Annotated in this window: 16 protein-coding genes; 9 read left to right on the top strand and 7 right to left on the bottom strand. The window is 65.2% G+C overall.

The window, feature by feature from the left end; all coding sequences use genetic code 11:
* The first annotated feature begins 139 nt into the window (after nucleotides 1–139).
* Complete coding sequence (locus JN302_RS01365; RefSeq protein WP_202331345.1) at nucleotides 140–934, top strand: helix-turn-helix transcriptional regulator; 795 nt, start codon at nucleotides 140–142, stop codon at nucleotides 932–934.
* Here the strand turns inward: JN302_RS01365 and JN302_RS01360 are convergent.
* The 4 genes from JN302_RS01360 to JN302_RS01345 form a co-directional block, all read right to left on the bottom strand.
* Entirely contained in the window at nucleotides 931–1,116 is a 186-nt protein-coding gene (locus JN302_RS01360) for a type II toxin-antitoxin system HicB family antitoxin (protein ID WP_202331344.1), read from the bottom strand. The genes JN302_RS01365 and JN302_RS01360 overlap by 4 nt on opposite strands.
* Nucleotides 1,117–1,238: 122 nt before the next feature.
* Entirely contained in the window at nucleotides 1,239–2,321 is a 1,083-nt protein-coding gene (locus JN302_RS01355) for a siderophore-interacting protein (RefSeq protein ID WP_202331343.1), read from the bottom strand.
* Nucleotides 2,318–3,595 (bottom strand): MFS transporter, encoded by a 1,278-nt coding sequence (locus JN302_RS01350; RefSeq protein WP_202331342.1) that lies wholly within the window; start codon nucleotides 3,593–3,595, stop codon nucleotides 2,318–2,320. The genes JN302_RS01355 and JN302_RS01350 overlap by 4 nt, the downstream gene beginning before the upstream one ends.
* 2 nt (nucleotides 3,596–3,597) lie before the next feature.
* The gene (locus tag JN302_RS01345) at nucleotides 3,598–5,694 is read right to left on the bottom strand and encodes a TonB-dependent siderophore receptor (RefSeq protein ID WP_244846153.1); all 2,097 of its coding nucleotides are present in this window, start codon (nucleotides 5,692–5,694) and stop codon (nucleotides 3,598–3,600) included.
* Nucleotides 5,695–5,980: 286 nt separating this feature from the next.
* On the opposite strand from JN302_RS01345, the gene JN302_RS01340 reads away from it, so the two are divergent.
* From JN302_RS01340 to JN302_RS01330, 3 genes are read left to right on the top strand one after another with little or no spacing between them, the layout of a single operon-like run.
* A complete protein-coding gene (locus JN302_RS01340; RefSeq protein ID WP_202309755.1) occupies nucleotides 5,981–6,985 on the top strand; it encodes an ABC transporter substrate-binding protein in 1,005 nt (334 codons plus the stop codon).
* Between the two features lie 5 nt (nucleotides 6,986–6,990).
* Nucleotides 6,991–7,809: an ABC transporter ATP-binding protein gene (locus tag JN302_RS01335; protein ID WP_202331340.1), complete on the top strand. Its 819-nt coding sequence runs from the start codon at nucleotides 6,991–6,993 to the stop codon at nucleotides 7,807–7,809.
* 5 nt (nucleotides 7,810–7,814) lie between these two features.
* Nucleotides 7,815–8,642 carry an ABC transporter permease gene (locus tag JN302_RS01330; RefSeq protein ID WP_202331339.1) on the top strand — a complete coding sequence of 276 codons (828 nt, stop codon included), beginning with the start codon at nucleotides 7,815–7,817 and terminating at the stop codon, nucleotides 8,640–8,642.
* 47 nt (nucleotides 8,643–8,689) lie between these two features.
* Here the strand turns inward: JN302_RS01330 and JN302_RS01325 are convergent, their stop codons facing one another.
* Nucleotides 8,690–9,634, bottom strand: coding sequence for a LysR family transcriptional regulator (locus JN302_RS01325; protein ID WP_202331338.1), 945 nt, complete (start codon nucleotides 9,632–9,634; stop codon nucleotides 8,690–8,692).
* 232 nt (nucleotides 9,635–9,866) lie between these two features.
* On the opposite strand from JN302_RS01325, the gene JN302_RS01320 reads away from it, so the two are divergent.
* The 3 genes from JN302_RS01320 (at nucleotide 9,867) to JN302_RS01310 (ending at nucleotide 15,722) form a co-directional block, all read left to right on the top strand.
* Nucleotides 9,867–12,086, top strand: coding sequence for an arylsulfatase (locus JN302_RS01320; protein WP_202331337.1), 2,220 nt, complete (start codon nucleotides 9,867–9,869; stop codon nucleotides 12,084–12,086).
* A 128-nt stretch (nucleotides 12,087–12,214) separates the two neighbouring features.
* Nucleotides 12,215–12,784 (top strand): nucleoside 2-deoxyribosyltransferase, encoded by a 570-nt coding sequence (locus tag JN302_RS01315; RefSeq protein WP_202331336.1) that lies wholly within the window; start codon nucleotides 12,215–12,217, stop codon nucleotides 12,782–12,784.
* A 772-nt stretch (nucleotides 12,785–13,556) separates the two neighbouring features.
* Nucleotides 13,557–15,722 (top strand): putative bifunctional diguanylate cyclase/phosphodiesterase, encoded by a 2,166-nt coding sequence (locus JN302_RS01310; protein WP_202309749.1) that lies wholly within the window; start codon nucleotides 13,557–13,559, stop codon nucleotides 15,720–15,722.
* Between the two features lie 47 nt (nucleotides 15,723–15,769).
* Here JN302_RS01310 and JN302_RS01305 read toward each other — a convergent pair whose 3' ends face one another.
* Nucleotides 15,770–18,058, bottom strand: coding sequence for an NADP-dependent malic enzyme (locus JN302_RS01305; RefSeq protein ID WP_202309748.1), 2,289 nt, complete (start codon nucleotides 18,056–18,058; stop codon nucleotides 15,770–15,772).
* A gap of 142 nt (nucleotides 18,059–18,200) precedes the next feature.
* Here JN302_RS01305 and mutS point away from each other — a divergent pair, with 142 nt between their 5' ends.
* The gene (gene mutS, locus JN302_RS01300; protein ID WP_202331335.1) at nucleotides 18,201–20,909 is read left to right on the top strand and encodes a DNA mismatch repair protein MutS; all 2,709 of its coding nucleotides are present in this window, start codon (nucleotides 18,201–18,203) and stop codon (nucleotides 20,907–20,909) included.
* 142 nt (nucleotides 20,910–21,051) lie between these two features.
* On the opposite strand, the gene JN302_RS01295 is transcribed toward mutS, so the two are convergent.
* Nucleotides 21,052–22,314, bottom strand: a complete 1,263-nt coding sequence (locus JN302_RS01295) for an Hsp70 family protein (protein WP_202331334.1) — start codon at nucleotides 22,312–22,314, stop codon at nucleotides 21,052–21,054.
* Between the two features lie 204 nt (nucleotides 22,315–22,518).
* Here JN302_RS01295 and JN302_RS01290 point away from each other — a divergent pair, with 204 nt between their 5' ends.
* On the top strand, nucleotides 22,519–25,323 hold the full coding sequence (locus tag JN302_RS01290) for a [protein-PII] uridylyltransferase (RefSeq protein WP_202331333.1): 2,805 nt from the start codon (nucleotides 22,519–22,521) through the stop codon (nucleotides 25,321–25,323).
* The last annotated feature ends 28 nt before the right edge of the window (nucleotides 25,324–25,351 follow it).

The raw sequence follows: 25,351 nt of genomic DNA, 5'->3' as shown, positions 1-25,351 counted from the left end.
GGCTGTCGCATCGGGCTTCGCAAAGCACGATGCCGGAGCGTCACCTGCGTTCCGAAAGGAAAACGCCCCGCTCCCCTCGTCTATGCCATCTTTCTGATACCGGTTTCAGGCCTGAATTTATACTGGTATGTATTGCACCATGGTCAAGGAAAGATCCCCCGACCGCCGGCGCGAGCTCGGCGACTTCGTGCGAGCGCTGCGCGAAAAGCTGAAGCCGTCCGAGCTCGGCCTGCCGGCAGGCAGCAGGCGCAGGACGCCCGGCCTGCGACGGGAGGAGATGGCCCAGCTCTGCGGCCTGAGCGTTACCTGGTACACCTGGCTGGAACAGGGGCGGGACATGTCGCTGTCGGCGGCCGCACTCGCGCGCCTCGCCACGGCGCTGCGTCTCGGCCGCGCCGAAAGGGCCTATCTCTTCGAACTGGCCGATCGCCGCGATCCTGGTCACGGTGGCGTGGACACCGACGTCGTTCCGCCTGCGGTGCTCGCCTCGGTCGAGCTGATCGCGGCGCCGGCCTATGTTCTCGACCGCAGCTGGACGGCCAGGAGTTGGAACGTCCATGCCGAACAACTCTTCTCCGGCTGGCTGGACGCGCCTGATGACCGCAACCTCCTGCGCTTCATCTTCTTGGCGCCGCCGGCCCGGTCTCTGATCTGCGACTATGACGAGCGAGCGCGCCGTGTCGTCGCGGAGTTCCGCGCCGATGTCAGCGCCCATCTCGACGATCCCGCGATACGGCTGCTGGTCGAGGATCTCGGCCGGCAGAGCGCCTTGTTCCGGCGGTTCTGGCACGAGCACTGGGTGATGGGGCGGGAAGGCGGCGAGCGGACCTTTCGCCATCCCGAGCGCGGCTTCCTGCGTTATGAGCAGGTGACTTTCGCGCTCGCCGGCCGCCAGGATCTGAAGCTCACCATGCTGACGCCGGCAGCTGGCTAGACGCGATCGCCTGCGACGCAGGTCTCGACGCAATCATTCACCGCCTCATGAAAGGCGGTTATGAGATCGGCCACATTGTCGGCATGGAAGCCGACGAAATCGTGAATGCCGGCGATGCGGCCGATGAAGATCTCATCCTCTGCATCGAACTCGGTCCGGGCGGCGTAGCCCTTGTAAACCATCGCTTACATGGCTTCATTCCTGGCGCGGCATGAAATGCTTTCGCAACATTGTAGCACCCCTTGTTGCCGTGACGGGCTTACCGGATGGTATCGCTCTGTGGCAGACCAATCGTCGCGGCCGACTAATCCTCGACCTCGCCGGCCTGGCCCCGACGCCAATAGGCGGCGACGAGATATTGTTGCCTAGGCATCCGGCGTTCGGATTTGAGAAAGGAGCGGATGCTCCGTGCGGCTGTCTGTTCGCAGCCGGCCCAGACATAGGTACCGGCTTGCCAATGCCCGGGATCGAGCGCGCGCAGGCGGTCGGCGAGCAGCGTCGTGGTGCCCGCCGGGCGGCCTTCGCGCGACAGCCATTCCAGTTCTATTCCCGGCCGCAGCGCAAGCTCCTGCCGTTCGGATGGATCGGCGATCTCGATGAAGGCACTGGCCCGCGCCTTTTCCGGCAATTCCTCCAGCATGCGCGAGATGGCCGGCAGCGCCGTCTCGTCGCCGAAGAAGAGATGATGCGGAGCCGGCGGGAGCGTGCCGCCGCCGGGACCCGTCATGCCGACGACGTCGCCCGCGCGGGCATCGCGGCCGAAAACCGCGCCCGGCATCTCGTCGCCTTCATGCAGCACGAAGTCGATGTCGACCTCGCCCGCCTCGACGTCGATCCTGCGGATCGTATAGACGCGCGCCACCGGCCGCTCGCCATCAGGCCAGGCTTGACGGCCATCGGCTGCCATCACCGGCCAAACCGGCGTTATGCCCGGCTTCGGCGCGAGCAGCAGCCTGACATGCAGCCCGTCATGGGCGAACCGGTCGAGCTTCTCGCCGCCCAGTGTCAGCCGGCGCATGGCGGGCGTGACCTGGGTCGCGCGCAGAACCCGCATCTCGCGGAAATAGGGCAGCGGCGCGCCGGGCTGTGTGCCGCCGTCCCACGCAATCTCGGGGGTCTCGCCGGGCGCGAATTCGCACACATGCTCGGCGACGCTCCATTGCAGATAGGCAAGCGAGGTATCGTCGCGCGCTTCCACGCTGAAGGCGATGCCACCGCCCTGACGGCTGGCGGTGGCCGTGCCGATGTCGAAGACGACGGACCAGCTTCCGTCGTCGCCGCTGATGACGCCATGCTCGCCGAAATGTTCGCGGAGTTGCGCCATCACCGTATCGGGCGAGCGCAGCGGCACGAGGGTGCGTGCGCTTAGTGGGCTTGTGGCGTTCATCCGCGTTCTCCGATCGGCAGCCTCTCGTCGCGCCGCCTTTGCTGTTCTATTGCCTGCGGCGCGGTCGTCCGGCCGACCACAAACGCGATCGCCGGCACGGCCGCCAGGGCGATCACACCCGCCCCGCCGAAGAATATGCCGTAGCCGAGATATTCGGCGGCATAGCCCGCCAGCACGCCGCCGATCATGCTGATCAAGGCGTCCATCGACTGGAAGAGCGTGAAGTCGACGCCACCCTGGCGAGGATCCGACCAATGCATGAACTGGGCGTAGAGCGCGACGAAGCCGAGCGCCATGATGCCGGAGGAACTGGCGATCGCGACGGCGACCAGTATCGGGCTGGGAATCTTCACGATCGAACCGTGGGCTGCGAACAGGAACAGCGCCGCAGCCTGCAGCAGAAGCGCGCCTACAAGCATGGCGCGCGCGCCGAAAACCCTAACCAGCGCGCCGCCGGCCAGCGCCGCGGCAAAGCCGACGATCAGGCTGCCGGCGCCGTTGACCAATCCGAGTTCCGCGAGACCGAGTCCGGCATCGATCAGGAAGGGCCCGAGCATCATCAGCGCTGCCTTCTGGGCCAGGACGTAGATTGCCGCCGCCGCAAGGCCCCGGCGTATTTCGGGACGACGCAGGGCGGCTGCGAGCGAGGGAACGTGCGGCCGCTTTTCGGCGGTTGTCCGGGAACGGACATGCAGGATGAAGGGCAGGCCGAGCAAGGCGATCAGCGCGGCCATGCTCCAGATGGCCGGCGGCCACCCATAGGCGGCGACCAGGAGGAGGAACAGGCCGCCGCCGATGGCCGAACCGAGATAGGCGCCGCCGACCTGGGCGGCGTTGCCCCAGCCGTGCTGCGCCCGGTTGAGGCTCTCGACGGCATAGCCGTCGCACGCGATGTCGACCGTCGCGGCGGCGAAGGCGACGACGGTCAGGCAGGCCAGCACTGTTCCCAGTGCCGCGGGGCCGACCGCGCCGACCAGGCTGAGGCCGGCCACGCAGATCGCGCCGCCGATGGCGACGATGAGGCCCGAGCGGTTCCGCCCGACGGGCGGCAGCCTGAACCCTTCCACCATCGGCGCCCACAGGAACTTCAGCGCCCAGGGCAAGGCGATCAGCGAGAGCAGCCCGACGCTGTCGAGCGGCAGGCCCTGGTCGCGCATGACCGCCGGAAGCCCTGTCCACGTGATGCCGCCGATGACGCTCTGCGCGACATAGAGGCCGCCGACCGCCGCGACCACGGCGGCGGGAGACCGGGCGCCTTCGGAGAACGCAGCCATAGTCAGAACCGGTAGCGCAGGCTGCCGAAGACCGAGCGTCCCTCATCCCAGTAGCAGTTGCCGACGGTGCAGACCGGCTTTCTCTCGTCGAACAGGTTCTTCGCGTTGACCTGCAGCGACACGCCCTCCCAGTCCGGGTTCTGGACGCCGAAGTCGTAGGACAGCGCCGCGTCGACGAAGGTGCGGGCCTCGTTCTTGAAGGTGTTGAAATCGTCGCCGTAGCTCTCGCCGACGTAGCGCACGCCGGCGCCCAGCCCGAGGCCGGCCGCCACGCCGTCGCGGAATTCGTAGTGGCCCCAGAGAGAAGCGATGTGGTTGGGCGTGGACGACAATTCCTTGCCGACAGTCCCGGCGGCGCCCTGGTCGATCGTCATGCGCATGTAGGTGTAGGAGGCGATGAGGCCGAAACCGTTGTCGAAGGTGGCGTTGGCTTCCAGTTCGAGGCCGCGGGAGTGCAGGTCGAGCTGGCGCTGCCGCTGGTTGCCGGCATCGTCGAATGTGCCGTCGAGAACGACGCCGTCCCTCTGCCGGATGTCGAAATAGGCCATGCTCAGGATCGCGTTCTGATCGGGGATCTCGTATTTGACGCCGAACTCCACCTGCTCGGCCTTTGTCGGCTTCGCGACGCTTCGCTCATTGGTCACGCTGTCATAGACGAAACCCAGATTGGGCGAGAAGGACGTCGAGTAGTTCGCATAGGGGATGATGCCCCACGGCGTCCGGTAGGAAAGGGCGAGGCGGCCCGAGAAGGCGCTGTCCCGCTGGTCGGTCTCGGTCAGCCGGTAGTCGGTGCTGTCGCTGTCGACCCAGTCCTGGCGGCTGCTCGCGAAGAGCGTCCAGTCGTTCCATTGGATCTGGTCGTGAAGATAGAGGCCGTACTGATTCATCTTCTGGCTGCCGGCGAAGTAGAACGGCGCCGTCTCGATATCGCCGATCGAAACGAGGGACGAGGCCGAGCGGGCGTCGTAGTCGGACCAGGCATAGTCGAAGCCGGCCAGGGCGACATGCGAGAGCGGACCGGTGTCGAACTCGAACTGCGCCATGTTGTCCACGACGAAGTTCTTCACGTTCTCCTTGTAGTGGCCCCAGCTCCGCGACGGCGGCGCGGGGTAGAAGCCGCTATATTTCAGGTCGGCGTCGACCGCGTTGAAGCGCAGGTTCTGGCGCACCGTCACGACGTCGTTGAAGCGGTGCTCGAATTCGTAACCGATACGACCCTGCTTCTGCTTGAAATCGTTCCAGTCCGGGTCGCCCTCATAGAGGTCCGATACCTTGCCGTAGGACGGATTGTTGAACCACGCCGTGCTGCCGGTGAGCGCCTGCGAATATTCGCCGAGGATGGTGAGACTGGTTCCCTCGTCAGGCTGGAAGGTGACGGCGGGCGCCAGATAGAGCGTGTCGTCGGAATAGCCCGGAAGGTCGGTGTCGGCGAGGCGGCCAAGGCCGGTGAAGCGGTAGAGGATGGTTTCCGCCTCGTTGGCCGGGCCGGAAAAATCGAAGGCGGCCTGGTAGCGGTTGTTATCGCCGAAGAGCAGCTCGACCTCGCGGAAGCGGTCCTCCTTCGGACGCTTGGTCACCACGTTGACGATACCGCCGGGGCCGCTGACGCCGTAGAGCGACGAGGACGGGCCCTTGAGGATGGTAATGCCCTCGATGCCGTAGGGCTCGGTGCGGAACCAGGCCGAGGGGCCGTTGTACTGGCGCAGCCCGTCGCGGAACATGCCGTTGTAATAGGCGGGAAAACCACGCAGGTAGAAAGCATCGTAACGGGTGTCGAAGCCAAAGGCGTTGGGGTTGACGCCCGCCGTATAGCCGAGGGATTCGTTGAGCGTGCGCGGCTTCTGGTCTTCGATCTGGTCCTGGGTCACCACCGAGATCGACTGCGGGATCTCCACGATCGGCGTGTCGACCTTGGTGCCGATGCGGTCCCGCGTGGCCACGTAGCCGTCCTGGACCAGGATGTCGTCGCTCTCGGCCTCGACGGTTATGCCTTCAAGCATGGTGGGCTCCTGGGCGATTGCGATCGACGCCTGGAGTGAAAGCATCGCCGTTGCGAGAACGGTGGTGCGGTTGACCTTGGTTTTGAGGGGATGAAGCACTGCGGGGCCTTCGGACTTGCGCTGCGGATGCGGTGGCGGCTCGCCGAGGGCAGGCCTCCATAGAAGGCGCTGGTAAATAACATGATCGCATTAGTCAACTTAATGGCGCTGCTGGCTCCGGCTGCGCAAGTGTCCTCCCCAGAAAATGCACACCGACCTGCCGCTCTGCGTTGGGCCCATAACCACATGGAATGGCTTCGCAGAACCATGTTATGATGTCCGGCCGCGCCGTGCGGACTATCCTGCCGATATCAGTTCGTTGCGCTTGTCCGACCGGAGGATAATGATGATCAGCCGACGTTCATTCCTGGCCGCCGCCGCGACCCTGGCCGTCACTGCCGGCGCTCTCGGTTTCGCCGGGCCTGCATCTGCCCAGGAAAAGCAGGTCAAGCTGCAGCTCGCCTGGCTCTACAATGCGGCCTCGGCCGGCGAGATCGTCGCCCTGAAGAAGGGTTATTTCGCCGAGAAGGGGCTCGACGTGGAGATCCTGCCGGGCGGACCGAATTCCAATACGGTTCAGGAAACGCTTTCCGGCGTGGCGCAGATCGCTACGACCTATGCGCCCGAGATCATGTATGCGGCGAACCAGGGCCTGCCGATCAGGACCTTTGGTGCTGCCTTCCAGAAGGCGCCGCTGACATTCTATTCGCTGGCGGAGTCCAACATCAAATCGGTTGCCGACTGGAAGGGCAAACGCGTCGGCGCTGGCCAGAACGCAATGGCGCAGGTGAAGGCCGTGCTGGACCACAGCGGCCTCAAATTCGAGGACATCACCTTCATCCAGGCGCAGGTGCCCGGCCTCCTGCAGGACCAGGTGGATGTCGTGGCCTCATGGCCAACCAATGTCGCCCAGAACGCGCCGATTATCCAGCACCCCGGCGGCTACAACACGCAGAGCATCTGGGACAACGGGCTGCAGTTCCAGTCCAATTACTATATTGCGCGGGCGGACCTGATCGCTGCCGACAGCGACATGCTGGTCAAGTTCCTGGAAGCCTGCGACAAAGGCTGGGCCTACGCGGCCGACCATCCCGAGGAGGCCGTCGACATGGTCGCCTCCATGTCGAGCGCCATCGAGAAGGACAAGGAACTGGCCTCCCTCAAGGTCATCGTCAAGGACTTCATCTACAGCGACGACACGCGTGAGCATGGCTTCGGCAACATCAGCAAGGATCGTTGGGATACCACGCTGCAGACCTATGCGAAGATTGGCGAAGTGAAACCGGACCTGACTGCGGATAGCGTCTTCGACGACCGCATTCTGAAGGCCGCGCAACGGACGAAGCGGTGACCCGCATGGCGCGTCCGGCAACCGCGGCGATATCGCCGTCGGCCGGCCAAGCGCCGGTCCGCACGGCGATCGAGATCGACAATGTGGCGGTGACGTTCGGCGGCAGTGCGAAGGCCGTGCGCGCCATCGACAACGTCTCGCTCAGCATTCGCGAAGGCGAGTTCGTCTCCCTGATCGGCCATTCGGGCTGCGGCAAGTCCACGCTGTTGCGCACCATCGCCGACATCATCCAACCATCGGAGGGCATGGTTCGTATTTTCGACGGCGCGCCGTCGGCGGCGCGTGCGTCCCGCACCTTTTCGATGGTGTTCCAGCAATCGGTGCTGATGCCCTGGGCCAAGGTGATCGACAATGTCCGCCTGCCGCTCGAAGTCGGCGGCGCCGATCCCAGGGGCGGGAACTTCATGGACCCGCGCGAGGCGCTGAAACTCGTCGAGCTCGAAGGCTTCGAGGACGCCTTGCCCTCCGAACTTTCGGGCGGCATGCGCCAGCGTGTGTCGATCGCCCGCGCGCTGGTTACCCGACCGAAAGTGCTCCTGATGGACGAGCCTTTCGGAGCGCTCGACGAACTGGTGCGCGACACGCTCAATGTCGAGCTGCTGCGCATCTGGAAGCAGAGCGGCATGACGATCGTCTTCGTCACGCATTCCCTGCAGGAGGCCGTCTTCCTGTCGCAGAGGGTCGTGGTCATGAGCCGCCGCCCGTCGCGGATCGGCGCAATCCTGGAAATCGAGCTGCCCGACGAGCGCGACCTCGCCTTGAAGGACGCCCCCGAGCTGGGCATCCACGTCGCCAAGCTGCGCGACATGCTGGGAGCAGGATGACAGCCATGAGCATGGAACGTTCCGTCGGCACCGCCGGCCCATCGATGCCCTGGCTCTGGCACATTCTGCCCGGCCCGGAAGTGACACGCACGCTCGGCATGGCGATGCTCGGCCTGCTGCTGGCCCTGACGGTCTGGCAACTCGTGGTGACGCTGTTCGGCGTGCCGTCCTATCTGGTTCCAGCGCCCACCGACGTCGCCGGGGCTCTGGCCCAGGACCGCGCCCTCCTGCTGGCTGCGGCCGGGCCGACGATCCTGGAAGCCTTCCTGGGCTTCCTCCTCGGCAACACCGTCGCGCTGCTCGTGGCGGTGTCCTTCGTCTACAACAAGGTCGTCGAGGAGATGTTCTACCCTGTCGCGATCCTGGTGAAGACCATCCCGATCGTGGCGATAGCGCCGGTGTTGAAGATCATCCTCGGCAACGGCATCGAGCCGAAGATCGTCATCGCCGCGCTGATCTGCTTCTTCCCGACCTTGGTCAATTCGGTGCGTGGCTTCCGCGCCGTCAATCCGCAACTGCTCGAGCTGATGCATGTGCTCTCCGCGTCGAGGACCGAGGTGTTCCTGCGCATACGCATCTACAGCGCTCTGCCCTATGTCTTTTCGGCGCTGAAGATCTCGGTGACCATGTGTGTGCTCGGCGCGATCGTCGGAGAATGGATCGGCGCCAACCAGGGCATCGGCTACCTGCTTCTGCAGAGCATGTTCGATTTCAACGCGCCCCGGCTCTTTGCCGCGATCCTGACTGCTTCGATCATCGCGATCGCGGGCTTCGCCATCGTTTCGATGCTTGAGAAATGGATCATCCGCTGGGATCCTGGCGTGGCCATGTGATGATCGGAGCGGCGTCCCGCCGGTGCGGGGCTCGTCGTCCGCGCGGCCTATCCCGGCTCGGCCGATGAACTGCGCAGCCCCCTGTCCTCGAACACCTCCATCATCGCCTTCATCAGCCCGTTATGCGGGGCGAGCCTCTCCAGCCCCTGGCGGAAGACGAAACCGAGGTCGAACTGGAAGATCGGCTTTTCGGTCTGGAGCGCGACGAGGCCGCGTCCGATCGGACTGCCGGCGACCATGGTCGATTCATAGAAGAGATAGTCGCCTGAGCGGGCGAGCTCCGCGCAGGTGTAGATCGAGCTCGTCTCGAGCAGGTAGCGCGGCGGTGGCGCCCCTCGCTCCTTGAGCCAGTCCGAGAGCGATTTCAACACGTCCCGGTTCTGATTGAAAGACACGAAGGGATAGGCGACCAACTGCATGGGATCGAGCGGTCCATCGGCCTTGGCCAGTGGATGATGTTCGGCGCACATGATGCCGAGTTGCGCCTTCGCAACGCGGCGCGAGGTGAAGCCGGGTAGCCGGCTCTTGGCGATGACGGCGCCGGCAAAGATGTCGACGCGCCCGAGCCGCAGGTCGTCTATAAGTTGGTCGACGGGCCCGGTCTGCACGGAGAGGCGGTGGCGCGGAAAACGCCTGTGGAAGCGGGACGCGGCCGCCGGCACGATGGTCGACGACCAGATCGGCCCGGCCGCGATCCGAATCGTGGCGTCCTGCTCGGACAGCAGGTTTCGGATCTCCTGGATAGCATGCTCATATTCGAGCCCGATCACGCGGGCCCGGTTGAAGAAGGCGAGGCCCGTCTGTGTCAGGTCGGCGCCGCCTGAATGCCGTTCGAACAGCCGGGTGCCGAGCAGCTCCTCCAGCCGCTTGATGTTCTTGGACAGCGCCGGCTGGGAAATGCGCAGCCGCTTCGCCGCTTTGGAGATCGCCCTGTCCTCCGCGACGGTCACGAAGTGCTTGAGCAAAGTGAGATTGGGCACTTCGAACGACATCGGCGACCGTCCGGACCATAACCATTTGGAATTGCCATCGATCGGAAATGTATTGGCTGGCCCGGCACGCCTTGTCAAATAATCGCGTCCGATCTTCCCGGCGAAGCACCGCCGCAGGCTAGATCGATTCCAGCAGAAGTGCGCAGCGGTTTTGCGCCCGGAATTGCGTGAAAACAAACAGATAGAGCATTTCCGCGATTCGAGGAGAGCCGAATTGCTCTAGGGGACCACAATGAAGCATGACAAGTTTCCGGGCAGCATCGGCCGGACGGTGGCCGAGTCGACGCCATGGTGGCCGGCCGGCCGAAACCACAAGCGGCTGAAACCCAACATCCTGGTCGTCGTTCTCGACGACACCGGCTGGGCCGACTTCGGCTGCTTCGGCTCCGAGATCCGCACCCCTGTTATCGACAGGCTGGCGCAACGAGGTCTGCGCTACACCAACTTCCATGTCACGCCGCTGTGCTCGCCGACCCGCACCTGCCTGCTGACAGGCCGCAACCATCACGCTGTCGGCATGCGCTTCCTCTCCGACACGGATACCGGCTTTCCGAATTCGCGCGGCGGCATCGATCAGGATGTGGCCCTGCTGCCGGCCATGCTGCGCGAGCATGGCTATGGCAGCTATCTCGTCGGCAAATGGCACCTGACGCCGTCTCACGAAATCTCGCCGGCAGGACCCTATCACAACTGGCCGCTCGGTCGGGGCTTCGACCGTTTCTACGGCTTCCTGCCGGGCTGCACCGATCAGATGACCCCCGAACTGTGCGAGGACAATCATCAGGTCGCACGTGACTTCCCCGAGGGCTACCATCTCACCGAGGATCTGGTGGATCGGGCCATCGCCTATATCCGCGACCACACCGTCTTCCGCGACGAGGAACCGTTCTTCCTGCAGCTCGCCTTCGGCGCCACCCATGCTCCCTTCCAGGCTCCGCGCTCCTTCATCGAGCCCTATGTCGATGACTTCGCCAAGGGCTGGGATGCGACCCGCGAGGATCGCCTGAGGCGGCAGAAGGAACTGGGAATCGCCCCGCCCGAGACCGAGCTTGCGCCCCGCAACGAGGAGGTTGCGGCCTGGGCCTCTCTGTCCGACGACCAGAAGCGCCTCTACACACATCTTCAGGCGGCCTTTGCCGGCTTCCTGGAACATGCCGACACGCATCTCGGGCGCCTGGTGGACGAGCTCGAACGCCTTGGCGAGCTCGACAATACGCTTGTCATCGTGCTGTCGGACAACGGCGCCAGCCGCGAGGGCGGCAAGGATGGCGCCGTCGACACCAACGCTCCTTACAGCGGCCTCCCGCAACTCGTCGAGGAGCAGCTGAAGCACCTCGATCGGATCGGCACGCGCCATGGCGGCGCCCACTATCCGCAGGGCTGGGCCATGGCCGGCAACACGCCCTTCCGCCGCTACAAGCAACATGTCGATCTCGGCGGCGTGCGGTCTCCGATGGTCGTCTCCTGGCCGAACGGTATCGCCGCGGCGGGCGAGGTGCGGACACAGTTCTCCCATGTCATCGACCTCGCCCCGACCATCATGTCGCTGGCGGGGCTGGAACATCCGCTGCCTTGCGACGGCCGCAGCCTGGCGTCGACCTTCGACGATGCCGAGGCGCCGGCGCCGCGCGCCACCCAATACTGGGAGAATCTCGGCCATCGGGCCGTCTGGCACGAAGGCTGGCGCGCCGTGACCGAACATCGCCAGGGCGTCGACTATGACGACGACGACTGGCGGCTCTACGACACCGTGGCCGATTTTTCCGAGGCGCATGACCGCTCCGCCGAAGAGCCGGAACTGCTCAAGGAGATGGTCGGCCGCTGGTGGCAGGAGGCGGAGGCCAACAACGTGCTTCCGCTCGACGATCGCACCCTGGTGCAGCTGCTGCGTGCTCGTCCGCCCATCGGGCTCATGTCGCGCGACAGGCTGGTCTTCCGCCCCGGACAGAGTCATATCCCGATCAGCAGCATGATTACCGGCTCGGAGCGGTCGATGCGCGTCGCCGCCGCCTTCCGTGACCGCAGGGCGGATGAGGAGGGCGTGCTGGTCTCCAGCGGCGACAGCCGCGGCGGCTATGTGCTCTATGTCAGGCACGGACGTCTCGTCTTCGAGCATGTCCAGCTCGGTCAGCGTACGATCTGCATCGCCGACTCGGAACTGCCGGCCGGCACGCTCGAGGCAGGTTTCGTGCTCCATGCGCGCGTCGGGCATTCGGCCGAAGCGGTTCTGGTGCAAGAAGGGCGCAAGGTCGGAGCCGCGCGCATCCCCTCCACCGCGACGCATCTTTCCTTCTGGGGGCTCGATGTCGGCGCCGACAAAGCCGACAGGGTGTCGAGCGCCTATCCCGCGGACTTCTCCTACCACGCGCGCTCTTTCGAGACGCTCACCCTCGACTTCCTCGAGAAACCGCTGCTCGAGGATGTCGCCGAGGCCATGGAAAGCACCGAATAATCGTTGGATTTCGGGTAGCTCTGATTTCGCCCGTCCAGCCGCCGCCCTAGAGTCGATGTTCGCAGCGCCGGCTGCCACGGGCAGGCGCTGGCCGGCGCCCGGAGCCATCGAACAGGAATGGGTGAAGCATGAGGGTCTATCTTGCTGGTCCGGAGGTTTTCCTCCCCAACGCACGCGCGGTGCTGGACGAGAAGATCGAGTTGACGCTGCGATACGGCTTCACGCCGGTGTCGCCCGGCGACCTCGAGATCCCGCAGACCGAGACGCGCAAGGCGCGGGGCCTTGCGATCAGCGCCGTCGACGAGCGCCTCATGTCGAGCGCCGATTTCATCATCGCCAACCTGACCCCGTTTCGCGGCATCGCCGCCGATGTCGGCACGGCCTATGAGCTTGGCTTCATGTGTGCGCGAGGCTGTCCGGCCTATGCCTTCACCAACAACTCGCGCGATCACTTCGCTCGTGTGCGGGATTATTACGACGGCGTGATCGTCAAAGACGACCAGGGCCACGCGCGCGGCCCTGACGGGCTCGCCGTCGAGGATTTCGGCATGGTCGACAATCTCATGCTGCATGGCGGCGTGGAGGCGCGCGGCGGCGTGGTCGTCGTCAGGGAGGTCACGCCAGACAGGCTGTTCCTCGACCTCGGCGCATTCGAGGAATGCCTGGCAATCGCCGCGGCCAGGCTTCTCGGCAGATAGGTCGGGTCGTCTATGCGACCGGCGCTGGCGACGCCTTGGCCGCCGCTTGCCGTCGCCCGAGCCGAGAAGCGTTCGCCGGTCGAGGCTGTTCGCTTCGCGTCGGCGGTAGCCGCGCTGTGCGTTCAGAAGCCGGGCACGGCTCCTTCCATGCCGATGCACGTCGACATTGATTCATTTCTGCGGGCCAGATGCTTGGAATGATCCGCGAAACGCGGCGCACTGCTGTCTAACCCTGCTCGCTTGCCTCGACCGCGATATGAGCGGGGGCAACATCGGACATTTCCTTCCGCCGCGTCGCCGGCCCCGGGCCGCGCATGCAATGCTTCTCGGGATGGTATTTCTGGCCGCCGAGCGCGCGAAGGAACGCCCTCAACGTCCTTCTCGAAGGGAGCAGGCCATGAAACCTCAGCATTGCGCATTTCTCCTCGACAGTCGCGGCAGGTTGTTTTCCGGAAAGCTAGCACCGGCGTAGGATCGCGTGCGCATAACGCTTCTTGCCAGGCGCATTCCAAAATGAGAATGGTGTCCGCTGACGCGCGGTCAGCTTCGCCTGTCCCGTATTTCCGGAGCAATTCCAGCAGAATTTTGCAGCGGTTTTGCGCCCGGAACTGTGCAAAACAAGAAAGTTGAGCATTTCCGCAATCCGGAGAAAGACCAAAATGCTCTGAGGCCGGGTGCATCAGAGGGATTGAATACCTATTATTAACTCCGGTTAAACAACATGGACCGGAACGCCGCGTGATACCAACCCCGGGGCGTTCCGGATGGATTTATGCGGGCCAAGTCCCCGAACCCGCCGACGCGTATCCGCACGAAAGTCGACCGCGATTGCGACCGGCAGGAAGAGGCTTTGCGTCAGGGCGGGAACGAGTTGCGGGCGCAGAACGAACGCTTCGTCGCCGCCGTCGAGACGATGTCGCACGGCCTTGCGATGTTCGACGCCGATGAGCGGATGATCATCTGCAACCGCTATTACCTTCAGATCTTCCGTCTCGACCCCGATGTCATCAAGCCCGGCGTGTTTTTCCTCGACATATTGCGCCACAGCGTCGACATCGGCGTCGCCTCGCAAAGCGCCGAGGAACTCTATGCCTATCGCCAGGAGTTCATCGGCTCGTGTCGCCCCGCGACCTATGAGGAGGTGCTTGCCGACGGCCGCGTCATCACCATCACCCATCGGCCGACCGCCGAAGGCGGCTGGGTCTCAGTCTATGAGGACGTCACGGAAAAGCGCCGGGTCGAACAGGCGCTGATCGAGCAGATCAGGCGCTTCGACGCCGCCCTCGGCAACATGTCCCAGGGGCTGCTCATGTTCGATGCCGACGCCCGGCTGATCGTGCGCAACGACCGTTTCCTCGACATCTACCGCTTCGGGCCCGAACTGGTGACGATCGGCCAGACCTATGCGGAGATTTTGGGCCGGCTGTCGGCGCTGGGCATCTATCCCGGCCTCGATGCCGAGCGCGAAGCCAGGATCATAGGGGCCGCCATGGAGGCCGGCCGCACCTATTCGGTCCAGCGCGAACTGTCCGACGGGCGTACCATCGCCGTCTCGCATCGGCCGGTGGCGAGCGGCGGCTGGGTCAGTACCTTCGAGGACGTCACCGAGCGGCGGCAGGCGGAAACGCGTATCCTCCACATGGCGCATCACGACGGGCTGACCGACCTCTCCAACCGTGTCGTTTTCCGCGAAAGGCTGGAGCAGGCGGCAGCGGCCGTACAGCGCGACAATTATCCCTTCGCCGTGCTCTCGGTCGATCTCGATCGTTTCAAGAGCGTGAACGACACGCTCGGACACCCCGCCGGCGACGCGCTGCTGAAGAGCGTCGCGGAACGCCTGCGCGGCTGCCTGCGTGCCTCGACCGACGCCGCGGCGCGGTTAGGCGGCGACGAATTCGCCATCCTGCAGCCCGGTATCTCCACTCCCCAGGACGCGGGCACGCTGGCGGCCAGATTGATCGAGACCATCGGCCGTCCGCATGAATTGGACGGCCGCCAGGTCACGGTCGGCGTCAGCATCGGGATCGCAGTCGCGCCGATGGACGGAGACAATCCCGACCAGTTGCTCAAGAATGCCGATCTCGCTCTCTACAGGGCGAAACGCGAAGGCCGTAACACCTATCGCTTCTTCGAAGCCGAGATGGACGCTACGGTGCGCAGCAGGCGTGAGCTGGAGATCGATCTGCGTGGTGCGCTGTTGCGAGGTGAGTTCGAGCTCCATTACCAGCCGATCCAGGATCTCGGCAGCGGACGCATCAACGGCTGCGAGGCGCTGCTGCGCTGGTGTTGCCCCAAGCGCGGCCTGGTGTCGCCCGCCGACTTCATCCCCGTCGCCGAAGAGGCCAATCTCATAGGCCCGATCGGACAATGGGTGCTCGACCATGCCTGCACGGTCGCCGCCGGCTGGCCCGACCGGAAACGGATCGCCGTTAACGTGTCGGCCGTGCAGTTCCAGAACGGGTTGCTCTCGCAGAACGTGCTGTCGGCGATCGCGTCCTCCGGACTGAGCCCCGACCGGCTCATCCTCGAGATCACCGAGACCTCGCTGCTCGGTGAGAGCGAACTGGTGGCGCATACGCTGATGCAGCTCCGCTCAATGGGCGTCCGGATCGCGCTCGACGATTTCGGCACCGGCTATTCGTCGCTCAGCTATCTCAAGCGTTTTCCCTTCGACACGTTGAAGATCGACCGTTCCTTCGTGCGCGACCTCGACGATGTCGATACCGCTGCCATCGTGCGCGCCATCGTCGGCCTGGCCGGTCGGCTCGGCATCTCGGTCACCGCAGAGGGCGTAGAAACCGCGGCCCAGCGCAGCAAGCTGAAGAGGCTCGGCTGCAACGAGGCTCAAGGCTTCCTCATAGGCGCGCCCATGCCCGAGGCGGAGCTGTTTCAGGACCGCCGCAGGCGGCGGTCCTGGCTCAAGGCCCTACCCAAATAGGTCGGACATGCCTGGGCGGTTGCGGAGCACGCGGCAGTTCTGTTCGGCTAGGCCCCGGCGTTGTAGGCCGCGATTGCCGCCATGTTGACGATGTCGGAATCCTTGGCGTTGAGCGGCACGATCTGCACCGCCTTGTTGAGGCCGACCAGCAGCGGGCCGATCACGGTCGAGCCGCCGAGTTCCTGCAGCATCTTGGTCGAAATCGACGCGGAGTGGAACGCCGGCATGATCAGCACATTGGCCGGGCCCGACAGGCGGCAGAACGGATATTGCTGCATCACGCGGGGGTTGAGCGCGACGTCGGCCGCCATCTCGCCGTCGTACTCGAAGTCGACGCGGCGCTTGTCGAGGATCTTCACGGCCTCCTGCACGCGTTCGGAGCGCTCGCCGGCCGGATGGCCGAAGGTCGAATAGGCGAGCATGGCGACGCGGGGCTCGTAGCCCATGCGCCGCGCGAATCCGGCCGCCTCCTCGGCGATGTCGGCGATCTGCTCCGAATTCGGCATGTCGTGCACGGCCGTGTCGGCGACGATCACCGTGCGGCCGCGGCAGAGCGCGATCGAAACGCCGATCACCCGATGCCCCGGCTTGGCATCAATGACGCGGCGCACATCGTCGAGCGCCGTCGAATAGTTGCGGGTGACGCCGGTCACCACGCCGTCGGCATCGCCCAGCGCCACCATGCAGGCCGCGAAATGGTTGCGGTCGTTGTTGATCAACCGCTGGCAGTCGCGGAACAGGTAGCCCTTCCGCTGCATGCGCTCGTAGAGGTAGTCGGCATAGATGGCGTTGCGGCGCGACAGCCGCGCATTGATGATCTCGATGCCCGGCTTGTTCAGGTCGACGCCGGCATTCTTCGCCGTTTCCTTGATCTGCTCTTCGCGGCCGAGCAGGATCGCGGTGCCGAGGCGCTGGTTCACATAGGAGACGGCGGCGCGCATCATCTGCTCTTCCTCGCCCTCGGCGAAGACGATGCGCTTGGGCTTGCGCCGCACGCGGTCGTAGATGCGCTGCAGGGTCGAGGCGATCGGATCGCGCCGGGCCGAGAGTTCGTTGGCATATTTGTCGAGGTCGAGGATCGGCCGCCGCGCGACGCCGGTGTCCATTGCAGCCTTCGCCACCGCCACCGGTATCGCCGAGATCAGGCGCGGATCGAACGGCACGGGGATGATGTAGTTCGGGCCGAATTTGGGACGGTTGCCCTGGTACGCAGCCGCAACGTCGTCCGGCACGTCCTCGCGGGCGAGTGCCGCGAGCGCCCGGGCCGCCGCGATCTTCATCTCGTCGTTGATCGTCGTGGCGCGCACGTCGAGCGCGCCGCGGAAGATGTAGGGGAAGCCGAGCACATTGTTGACCTGGTTCGGATAGTCCGAGCGGCCGGTCGCCATGATCGCGTCGGTGCGGATCTCCGCCACCTCTTCCGGCGTGATCTCCGGATCGGGATTGGCCATCGCGAAGATGATCGGGTTCTTGGCCATGGCCTGCACCATGGCTGTCGTCAACGCGCCCTTGGCCGACAGGCCGAAGACGACGTCGGCGCCTTCGAGCGCCTGGGCGAGGTCGCGCGCGTCGGTCTTGACCGCATGCGCCGACTTCCACTGGTTCATGCCCTCGGTGCGGCCTTGATAGACGACGCCCTTGGTGTCGCACAGGATGACGTTCTCAGGCGGGAAGCCCATCGACTTGATCAATTCGATGCAGGCGATGCCGGCCGAACCGGCGCCGTTGCAGACCAGCTTCGTCGTCTTGATGTCGCGGCCGGTGATCTCCAGCGCGTTGATGAGGCCCGCCGCGGCGATGATGGCCGTGCCGTGCTGGTCGTCATGGAAGACGGGAATGTCCATCAGTTCGCGCAGCCGCTGCTCGATGATGAAGCAGTCGGGCGCCTTGATGTCTTCCAGATTGATGCCGCCGAAGGAGGGGCCGAGATAGCGCACGCAGTTGACGAAAGCGTCGACATCCTGGGTATCGACCTCGAGGTCGATGGAATCGACGTCGGCGAAACGCTTGAACAGCACCGCCTTGCCTTCCATGACCGGCTTGGAGGCGAGCGCGCCGAGATTGCCGAGGCCGAGAATGGCCGTGCCGTTGGAGATGACGGCGACGAGATTGCCGCGCGTGGTGTAGTCGAAGGCACGGCTCGGATCCTCCGCGATCGCCTTGACGGGCACCGCGACGCCGGGCGAATAGGCCAGCGACAGGTCGCGCTGCGTCGCCATCGGCTTGGTCGGATTGATCTCGAGCTTGCCCGGCCGTCCCATGGCGTGGAATTCCAGCGCTTCCTGCGCCGTGACGGACGGACCCGTGGGCTCGGGCTTCTTGTTATGGACGTTCATGACCTCTGGTCTTCCTCACCCGGATGCGGCTTCTTTTTGTGGAGCGTTTGGGATTAAGGCTACACTTTCGGCAGGTAAAGCGCCAAGCAGGAAACAACCTCACTTTTTTGGATTCTCCGCGTCCGTGAACGACGAGACCCCCATGCGCAGCGAAAGCTCCACCGTGCTGGTGCCCGGCACCGGCGCGACGCCGATGATGGAGCAGTTCATCGAAATCAAGGCGGCGAACCCCGACGCGCTGCTCTTCTACCGCATGGGCGATTTCTATGAGCTGTTCTTCGACGATGCGGAAAAGGCCTCGCGGGCGCTGGGCATCGTGCTCACCAAGCGCGGCAAGCATCTGGGCGAGGACATTCCGATGTGCGGCGTGCCGGTCCACGCCGCCGACGACTATCTGCAGAAGCTGATCGCTCAGGGCTTCCGTGTCGCGGTCTGCGAACAGATCGAGGATCCGGCCGAGGCCAAGAAGCGCGGCTCCAAGTCGGTCGTGCGCCGCGACGTGATCCGGCTGGTGACGCCTGGCACCATCACCGAGGACAAGCTCTTGGCGCCGCAGGAGGCGAACTTCCTCATGGCGCTCGGCCGGGTCAAGGGCGGCACCGAAAACCTCTATGCGCTGGCCTGGATCGACATCTCGACCGGCGCCTTCCGGGTCGCCGAGACGATGGCCGACCGGCTGCTCTCCGACATATTCCGGATCGATCCCAAGGAACTCATCCTCGCCGAGCCGGTGTTCCACGATCCCGAGTTGCGACCGGTCTTCGACACGATCGGTCGGATCGCCAATCCGCAGCCCGCGACACTGTTCGATTCCGCTTCCGCCCCCGGCCGCATCGCCCGTTTCTTCGATGTGGCGACCCCGGACAGCTTCGGCACCTTCTCGCGCGCCGAGCTTTCGGCGATCTCCGCGGCGATCGCCTATGTCGAGAAGACCCAGAAGGCCGAGCGGCCGCCACTGTCGCGGCCCGAGCGCGAGCAGAGCGGTTCGGCCCTGTTCATCGATCCCGCGACCCGCGCCAATCTCGAACTGCTGCGCACCCTGTCGGGCGGACGCGAGGGCTCGCTGTTCAAGGCGATCGACCGCACCGTTACCGGTGCCGGCGCGCGGCTGCTCGCCGAGCGCATGATGTCGCCGCTCACCGACCCGCAGGCGATCAACGACCGGCTGGATTCGGTATCGCTCTTCCATGGCGAGCCGCGGCTCTCATCCGCGCTCGGCGAGAGCCTGAAGCGCGTCCCCGACATGCTGCGCGCCTTGTCGCGCCTGGCGCTCAACCGTGGCGGACCACGTGATCTCGCCGCCCTTTCGGCCGGCTTTGGCGCCGCCGGCGAGATCGTCCGGCTCCTGGAGGATGTGGTCCTGCCGGCCGAACTCCGCAAGGCGGTGGCCGCATTGGAAGCGCTGCCTGCGGCGTTCCGGGCCCATCTCGACCAGGCGCTCGCCGACGAGCAGCCGCTGCTCAAGCGCGACGGCGGTTTCGTGCGCGCCGGCTACGATGCCGAACTGGACGAGATGCGGGCGCTGCGCGACCAGTCTCGGCGGGTGATCGCTGAGATGGAGCGGGACCTGATCGAGGAGACGGGTATCCGCTCGCTGAAGATCCGGCACAACAATGTGCTCGGCTACTATATCGAGGTCACCGCCAACAATCAGGCCGCCATGAACGGCACGGACGAGGCCAAGGCGCGCTTTATCCACCGCCAGACCATGGCTAATGCCATGCGTTTCACCACGACCGAACTCGCCGGCCTCGAGACCAGGATCGCCAATGCCGCCGACCGGGCGCTGACCATCGAGCTCGGCGTGTTCGACAGGCTGGTCGCCGAGGCGGTTTCGCATGCCGAGGCGATCCGCTATGGCGCAGCCGCACTCGCCGTCTTCGACGTCTCGTCCGCCCTTGCGCGGCTCGCGGCGGCGGAGAACCATCGCCGGCCCGCCGTCGACGACAGCCTCACCTTCCGCGTCGCGGGTGGCCGCCATCCCGTCGTCGAGCAGTCTCTGAGGCGCGCCGCCGCCGACCCCTTCGTCGCCAACGACTGCGATCTCTCGCCGGAGGAGAACGGCCGCTACGGCGCCATCTGGCTGCTCACCGGCCCGAACATGGGCGGCAAGTCGACCTTCCTGCGCCAGAATGCGGTCATCGCCATCCTCGCCCAGATGGGGGCCTTCGTGCCGGCCGAGAGCGCCCATATCGGCGTGGTCGACCGGCTCTTCTCCCGCGTCGGGGCTTCCGACGACCTGGCGCGTGGCCGCTCGACCTTCATGGTCGAGATGGTCGAGACCGCGGCGATCCTCAATCAGGCGGGCGAGCGGGCGCTCGTCATCCTCGACGAGATCGGTCGGGGCACCGCCACCTTCGACGGCCTGTCCATCGCCTGGGCGGCGGTCGAATATCTGCACGAGAAGAACCGCTGCCGGGCGATCTTCGCCACCCACTTCCATGAGATGACGGCGCTGGCCGGCAAACTGCCGCGCCTCCACAACGTCACCATGCGGGTCAAGGAATGGGAAGGCGAGGTGGTCTTCCTGCACGAGGTCGGCAAGGGTGCGGCCGACCGTTCCTACGGCGTCCAGGTGGCCCGCCTCGCCGGTCTGCCGGAGGCGGTGGTGCATCGCGCCCGCGAGGTGCTGCATCAGCTCGAGGAAGGCGAGACCTCGGGCAAGGCCGAGCGCCTGGTCGACGACTTGCCGCTGTTCAGCGCGGCGATCCGCAAGGAAGCGGCCGCCGCCAGGCCGGTAAAGCCCGACGTCGTCGGCGACGCGCTCCGCGATCTCAATCCCGACGAGATGACGCCGAGGGAGGCGCTCGACGCGCTCTACCGGCTGAAGGGCCTGGCTTCATCGATTTGACGGGCGCATGCCAGCCGGACCGGTTGCGCCGAAGCCGTCTGGGGATGGTCCAATCCGGCCGTTGATCGGATCGATCGCCGGTGGTGCGCCTGGCGGTGCGACTGGGATCGTCGGGATGGATCGGTATCCGGCCGCCTTGTCTTCAGAACCTGCCGAACTTGCGCTGGGCGTCGAGGGCGAGGCCCAGCCCGACGCTGCCGAACAGGTCGCCTTCCACGGCTGTCGCCTCGGGGAACAGCGCCAGCATGCGCCGCTTGAGCAGCGGGATCGCGGTCGAGCCGCCGGTCAGGAACAGTGTGGTGATGCTTCCTGCCTCGACGCCGGCGTCTTGGAGCGTCTGCAAGGCCGTGTCGCCGACGCGGCCAACGGCGGCCTCGATCGCTCCCTCAAGCCCGGCCCGGGTCATCGGCGCGCGCATTGTCTCGTCGGTCAGCGCGATCTCCATCACCGTCTCGGTCTGATCGGTGAGGTCGATCTTCGCCGCTTCGATCCTGCCAGCCAGAGCATGGCCTTGCCGGTGGCGCACGATGTCGATCATGCGCTCGACCAGTTCCGGGCGCGCCGCCTCGTAGCGGATCTGGCGCAGGTCGGTCATTGCCCTGGCCGTATAGAGCAGGTTGATGCGCTGCCAGGTGGCGAGATCGTGGAAATAGCCGGCCGGCAGGTAACGCTTGCCGTCCCTGGTCTCGGTCTTGTAGCCGAGTTCCGGCATCAGATGGGTCATGGAGAGCAGGCGGTCGAAATCGGTTCCGCCGATATGGACGCCGGTGCTGGCCAATATATCGTCCTTGCGGTCGGCGGCGCGCGCCCGTTCCGGCGAGACGCGCACGATCGAGAAGTCCGACGTGCCGCCGCCGATATCGATGATCAAAGCGAGTTCCTCGCGGCGGACGGTCTGCTCATAGTCGAGCGCGGCCGCGATCGGCTCGAACTGGAAGGCGATGTGCCTGAAGCCGCGTTTGGTGGCGGCCTTCTCCAACTCGTCCTGCGCGCGCCGGTCGGCCTCGGCGTCGTCGTCGACGAAATGCACGGGGCGCCCGAGCACGACATGGTCGACCGGCTGGCCCACCTGGTTGTCCAGCGCCTCCTTCAGCGTATGGAGGAAAGAGCCGATGATATCGGAAAAGGCGATCTGATGCGCCTTGATCCGCGTCTTCTCGTTGATCAGCGACGTGCCCAGCACGCTCTTGAGCGCCCGCAGCAGGCGGCCTTCGACATTGTCCGTGTAGTGGCCGATGGCTTGCCGGCCGAAATAGGTGCGGTTGTCCTCGAAGTTGAAGAAGACCGCGCTCGGCATCGTCGCATTGCCGTTCTCGAGCGGCACGAGCCGCGGGCGCCCGGCTTCCATGTAGCCGACCGTGGAGTTGGACGTGCCGAAGTCGATGCCGCCGCTGATCGGCTTCATGATGATGTTCCTGTGCGTGATTGCGAACGTGGGAGGCGCGGGAAGGCAGGCGGTTACACAAGCGGGATGCGAATGTCGAGACTGGTCCCGAACTTTTGCGGCGCGCTCCGCTGCGGCCCGAAACGGCCGCGCCAGGCCACCCCATACCCATGGCGCGCAATTCGCGCTATAGACCGCGCGAAAAAGCGAGACCGGCCTGCATATATGGCGAAGATCCCCCTGAAGCTCGAGGAACTGATCGACGGCGAAGCCCTCCGCCGGGACCTGAGCGCTCTGACCGCGGCAACCGGCGGCGACGGCTCCGGCATGGCCGTGCGGAACCAGACATTGCAGCTCTTCAAGCAGCGGCTGGCCGACGGCCGGCGCATTGCCGAGGCCATGCTGACGCAGGATGGCGGCGGCACGGCTTGCGCGGCCCGCCTGTCCCATCTGATGGACGAGATCATCCGCGCGCTTTACGACTTCGCCGCGACACACGTCTATCGCTCCAAAAACCCTTCTTCCGCCGAGCGCATGGCGATCGTCGCGGTCGGCGGCTATGGGCGAGGCACGCTGGCTCCCGGCTCCGACATCGACCTCCTGTTCCTTCTGCCCTACAAGCAGACGCCCTGGGGCGAGCAGATCGTCGAATACATGCTCTACATGCTGTGGGACATGGGCTTGAAGGTCGGCCATGCGACCCGCAATGTCGACGAATGCATCCGCCTGTCGCGCGGCGACATCACCATCCGCACGGCGCTGCTCGAAGCGCGTTTCATCTGGGGCGAGACCAAGCTCTTCGGTAACCTGCTGTCGCGCTTCGATAAGGAAGTCGTCCGCAACACCGGGCCCGAATATGTCCAGGCCAAGCTCGCCGAACGCGACGAACGCCACTGCAAGGTCGGCGAGAGCCGCTATCTGGTCGAGCCCAACGTCAAGGACGGCAAGGGCGGGTTGCGCGACCTGCACACGCTGTTCTGGATCGGCAAATATTACTACCAGGTCCGCACCGGCGAGGAACTGGTGGAGAAGGGCGTCTTCACCCAGGCCGAATACAAGCTGTTCCTGAAAGCCGAGGATTTCCTGTGGGCGGTGCGCTGCCACATGCATTTCCTTGCCGGCAAGGCGGAGGAACGGCTGCATTTCGACATCCAGCGCGATATCGCCGAAAGGCTCGGCTACACCAGCCATCCCGGCCTGTCGGCGGTCGAGCGTTTCATGAAGCACTACTTCCTCATCGCCAAGGATGTCGGTGATCTGACGCGCATCTTCTGCGCGGCGCTGGAGGAAGAGCAGGCCAAGCATGTGCCCGGCTTCAACCGCCTCTTCCTGTCCTTCTCGCGCCGGCGCCGCAAGCTGGCCGGAACCGGCGACTTCATCGTCGACAACGAGCGCATCAACATCGCCGACGATCACGTCTTTGAACGCGACCCGGCGAACCTGCTGCGGCTCTTCTGGTTCGGCGACAAGCACGGGCTGGAATACCACCCCGATGCCATCAAGCTCGTCACGCGGTCGCTGAAGCTGGTCGACCGCAACCTTCGACGCGATCCGGAGGCCAACCGGCTTTTTCTCGACATATTGACGTCGGACCGGGATCCGGAGCTCAATCTGCGCCGCATGAACGAGGCTGGCCTGCTCGGCAAGCTGATCCCCGAATTCGGCCGGATCGTCGCCATGATGCAGTTCAACATGTACCACCACTATACGGTGGACGAGCATCTGCTGCGCTGCATCGGCGTCCTGTCGGAGCTGGAACGGGGCGACGGCGAGAAGCTGCACCCTTTGTCGCACCAGTTGATGCCGAGCCTCAAGAACCAGCGTGAGGTGCTCTATATCGCCGTGCTTCTTCACGACATCGCCAAAGGCCGGCCGGAGGACCATTCCGAGGCCGGCGCCCGCATCGCCCGGCGCATCTGTCCGTATATGGGCCTGTCGACAGCCGATACCGAAACCGTCGCCTGGCTGGTGGAGCAGCATCTCCTGATGTCGCTGACGGCCCAGACGCGCGATCTCAACGACCGCAAGACCATCGACGATTTCGCCGCCGTCGTGCAGTCGGTCGAACGGCTGAAGCTTCTCCTGGTGCTGACCGTCTGCGACATACGCGGCGTCGGCCCCGGCGTGTGGAACGGCTGGAAGGGCCAGCTCCTGCGCACCCTTTACTACGAGACCGAGCTGCTCTTGACCGGCGGTTTCTCGGAAGTGTCGCGGGCGCAGCGTGCCGAGGAGGCTCGCGACACCCTGCGCGCGGCATTGGCGGATTGGCCGGAGGCGGAGCGCGCGCGTCATGTCGGGCTCCACTACGACAACTATCTGCTCGCCGTCGATCCGGCCGACCAGCTTCGCCATGCCGCCTTCATCCGCGAGGCCGACGCTGCCGACCGGCGGCTGGCCACAATGGTGAAGACCCACGAATTCGAGGCGGTCACCGAGATCACCGTGCTCGCACCCGACCATCCGCGCCTGCTCTCCGTCATTGCCGGCGCCTGCGCGGCGGCCGGCGGCAACATCGTCGACGCCCAGATATTCACGACGTCGGACGGCCGCGCGCTGGACACCATCCTGATCTCGCGCGAGTTCGACCGCGACGAGGATGAAAGGCGGCGGGCCGAGCGGGTCGGCCGGCTGATCGAGGATGTGCTGTCCGGCAGGAGCTGGCTGCCCGAGATGATCGAGAAGCGCACCAAGCCCAAGCGCGGCTCCAAGGCGTTCCGCATCGTGCCGCGCGCCGATATCCGCAACACGCTGTCCAATCGCTTCTCGGTCGTCGAGGTTTCCGGCCTCGATCGTCCCGGCCTTCTTTCGGAGATCACCGGCACGCTGTCCGACCTGTCGCTTGATATCGCCTCGGCCCACATCACCACTTTCGGCGAGAAGGTGATCGACACTTTCTACGTCACCGATCTGACCGGTCAGAAGATCGAGAACGGCACCCGCCTCGCCACCATCCGCGACCGTCTCCTGGCGACGCTGGAGGGCGTAGCGCCGCAACGCGGCAAGCAGCGCGTCTCGGCCGCGGCCGAGTGACGGTTCAGAACCCGGAAGGCACGATTCC

It is taken from the genome of Mesorhizobium sp. L-8-3, assembly GCF_016756615.1.
Taxonomy (GTDB): domain Bacteria; phylum Pseudomonadota; class Alphaproteobacteria; order Rhizobiales; family Rhizobiaceae.
The sequence above is the reverse complement of the archived record's forward strand: the minus strand, read 5'-3'. Positions and strand labels throughout refer to the sequence as shown.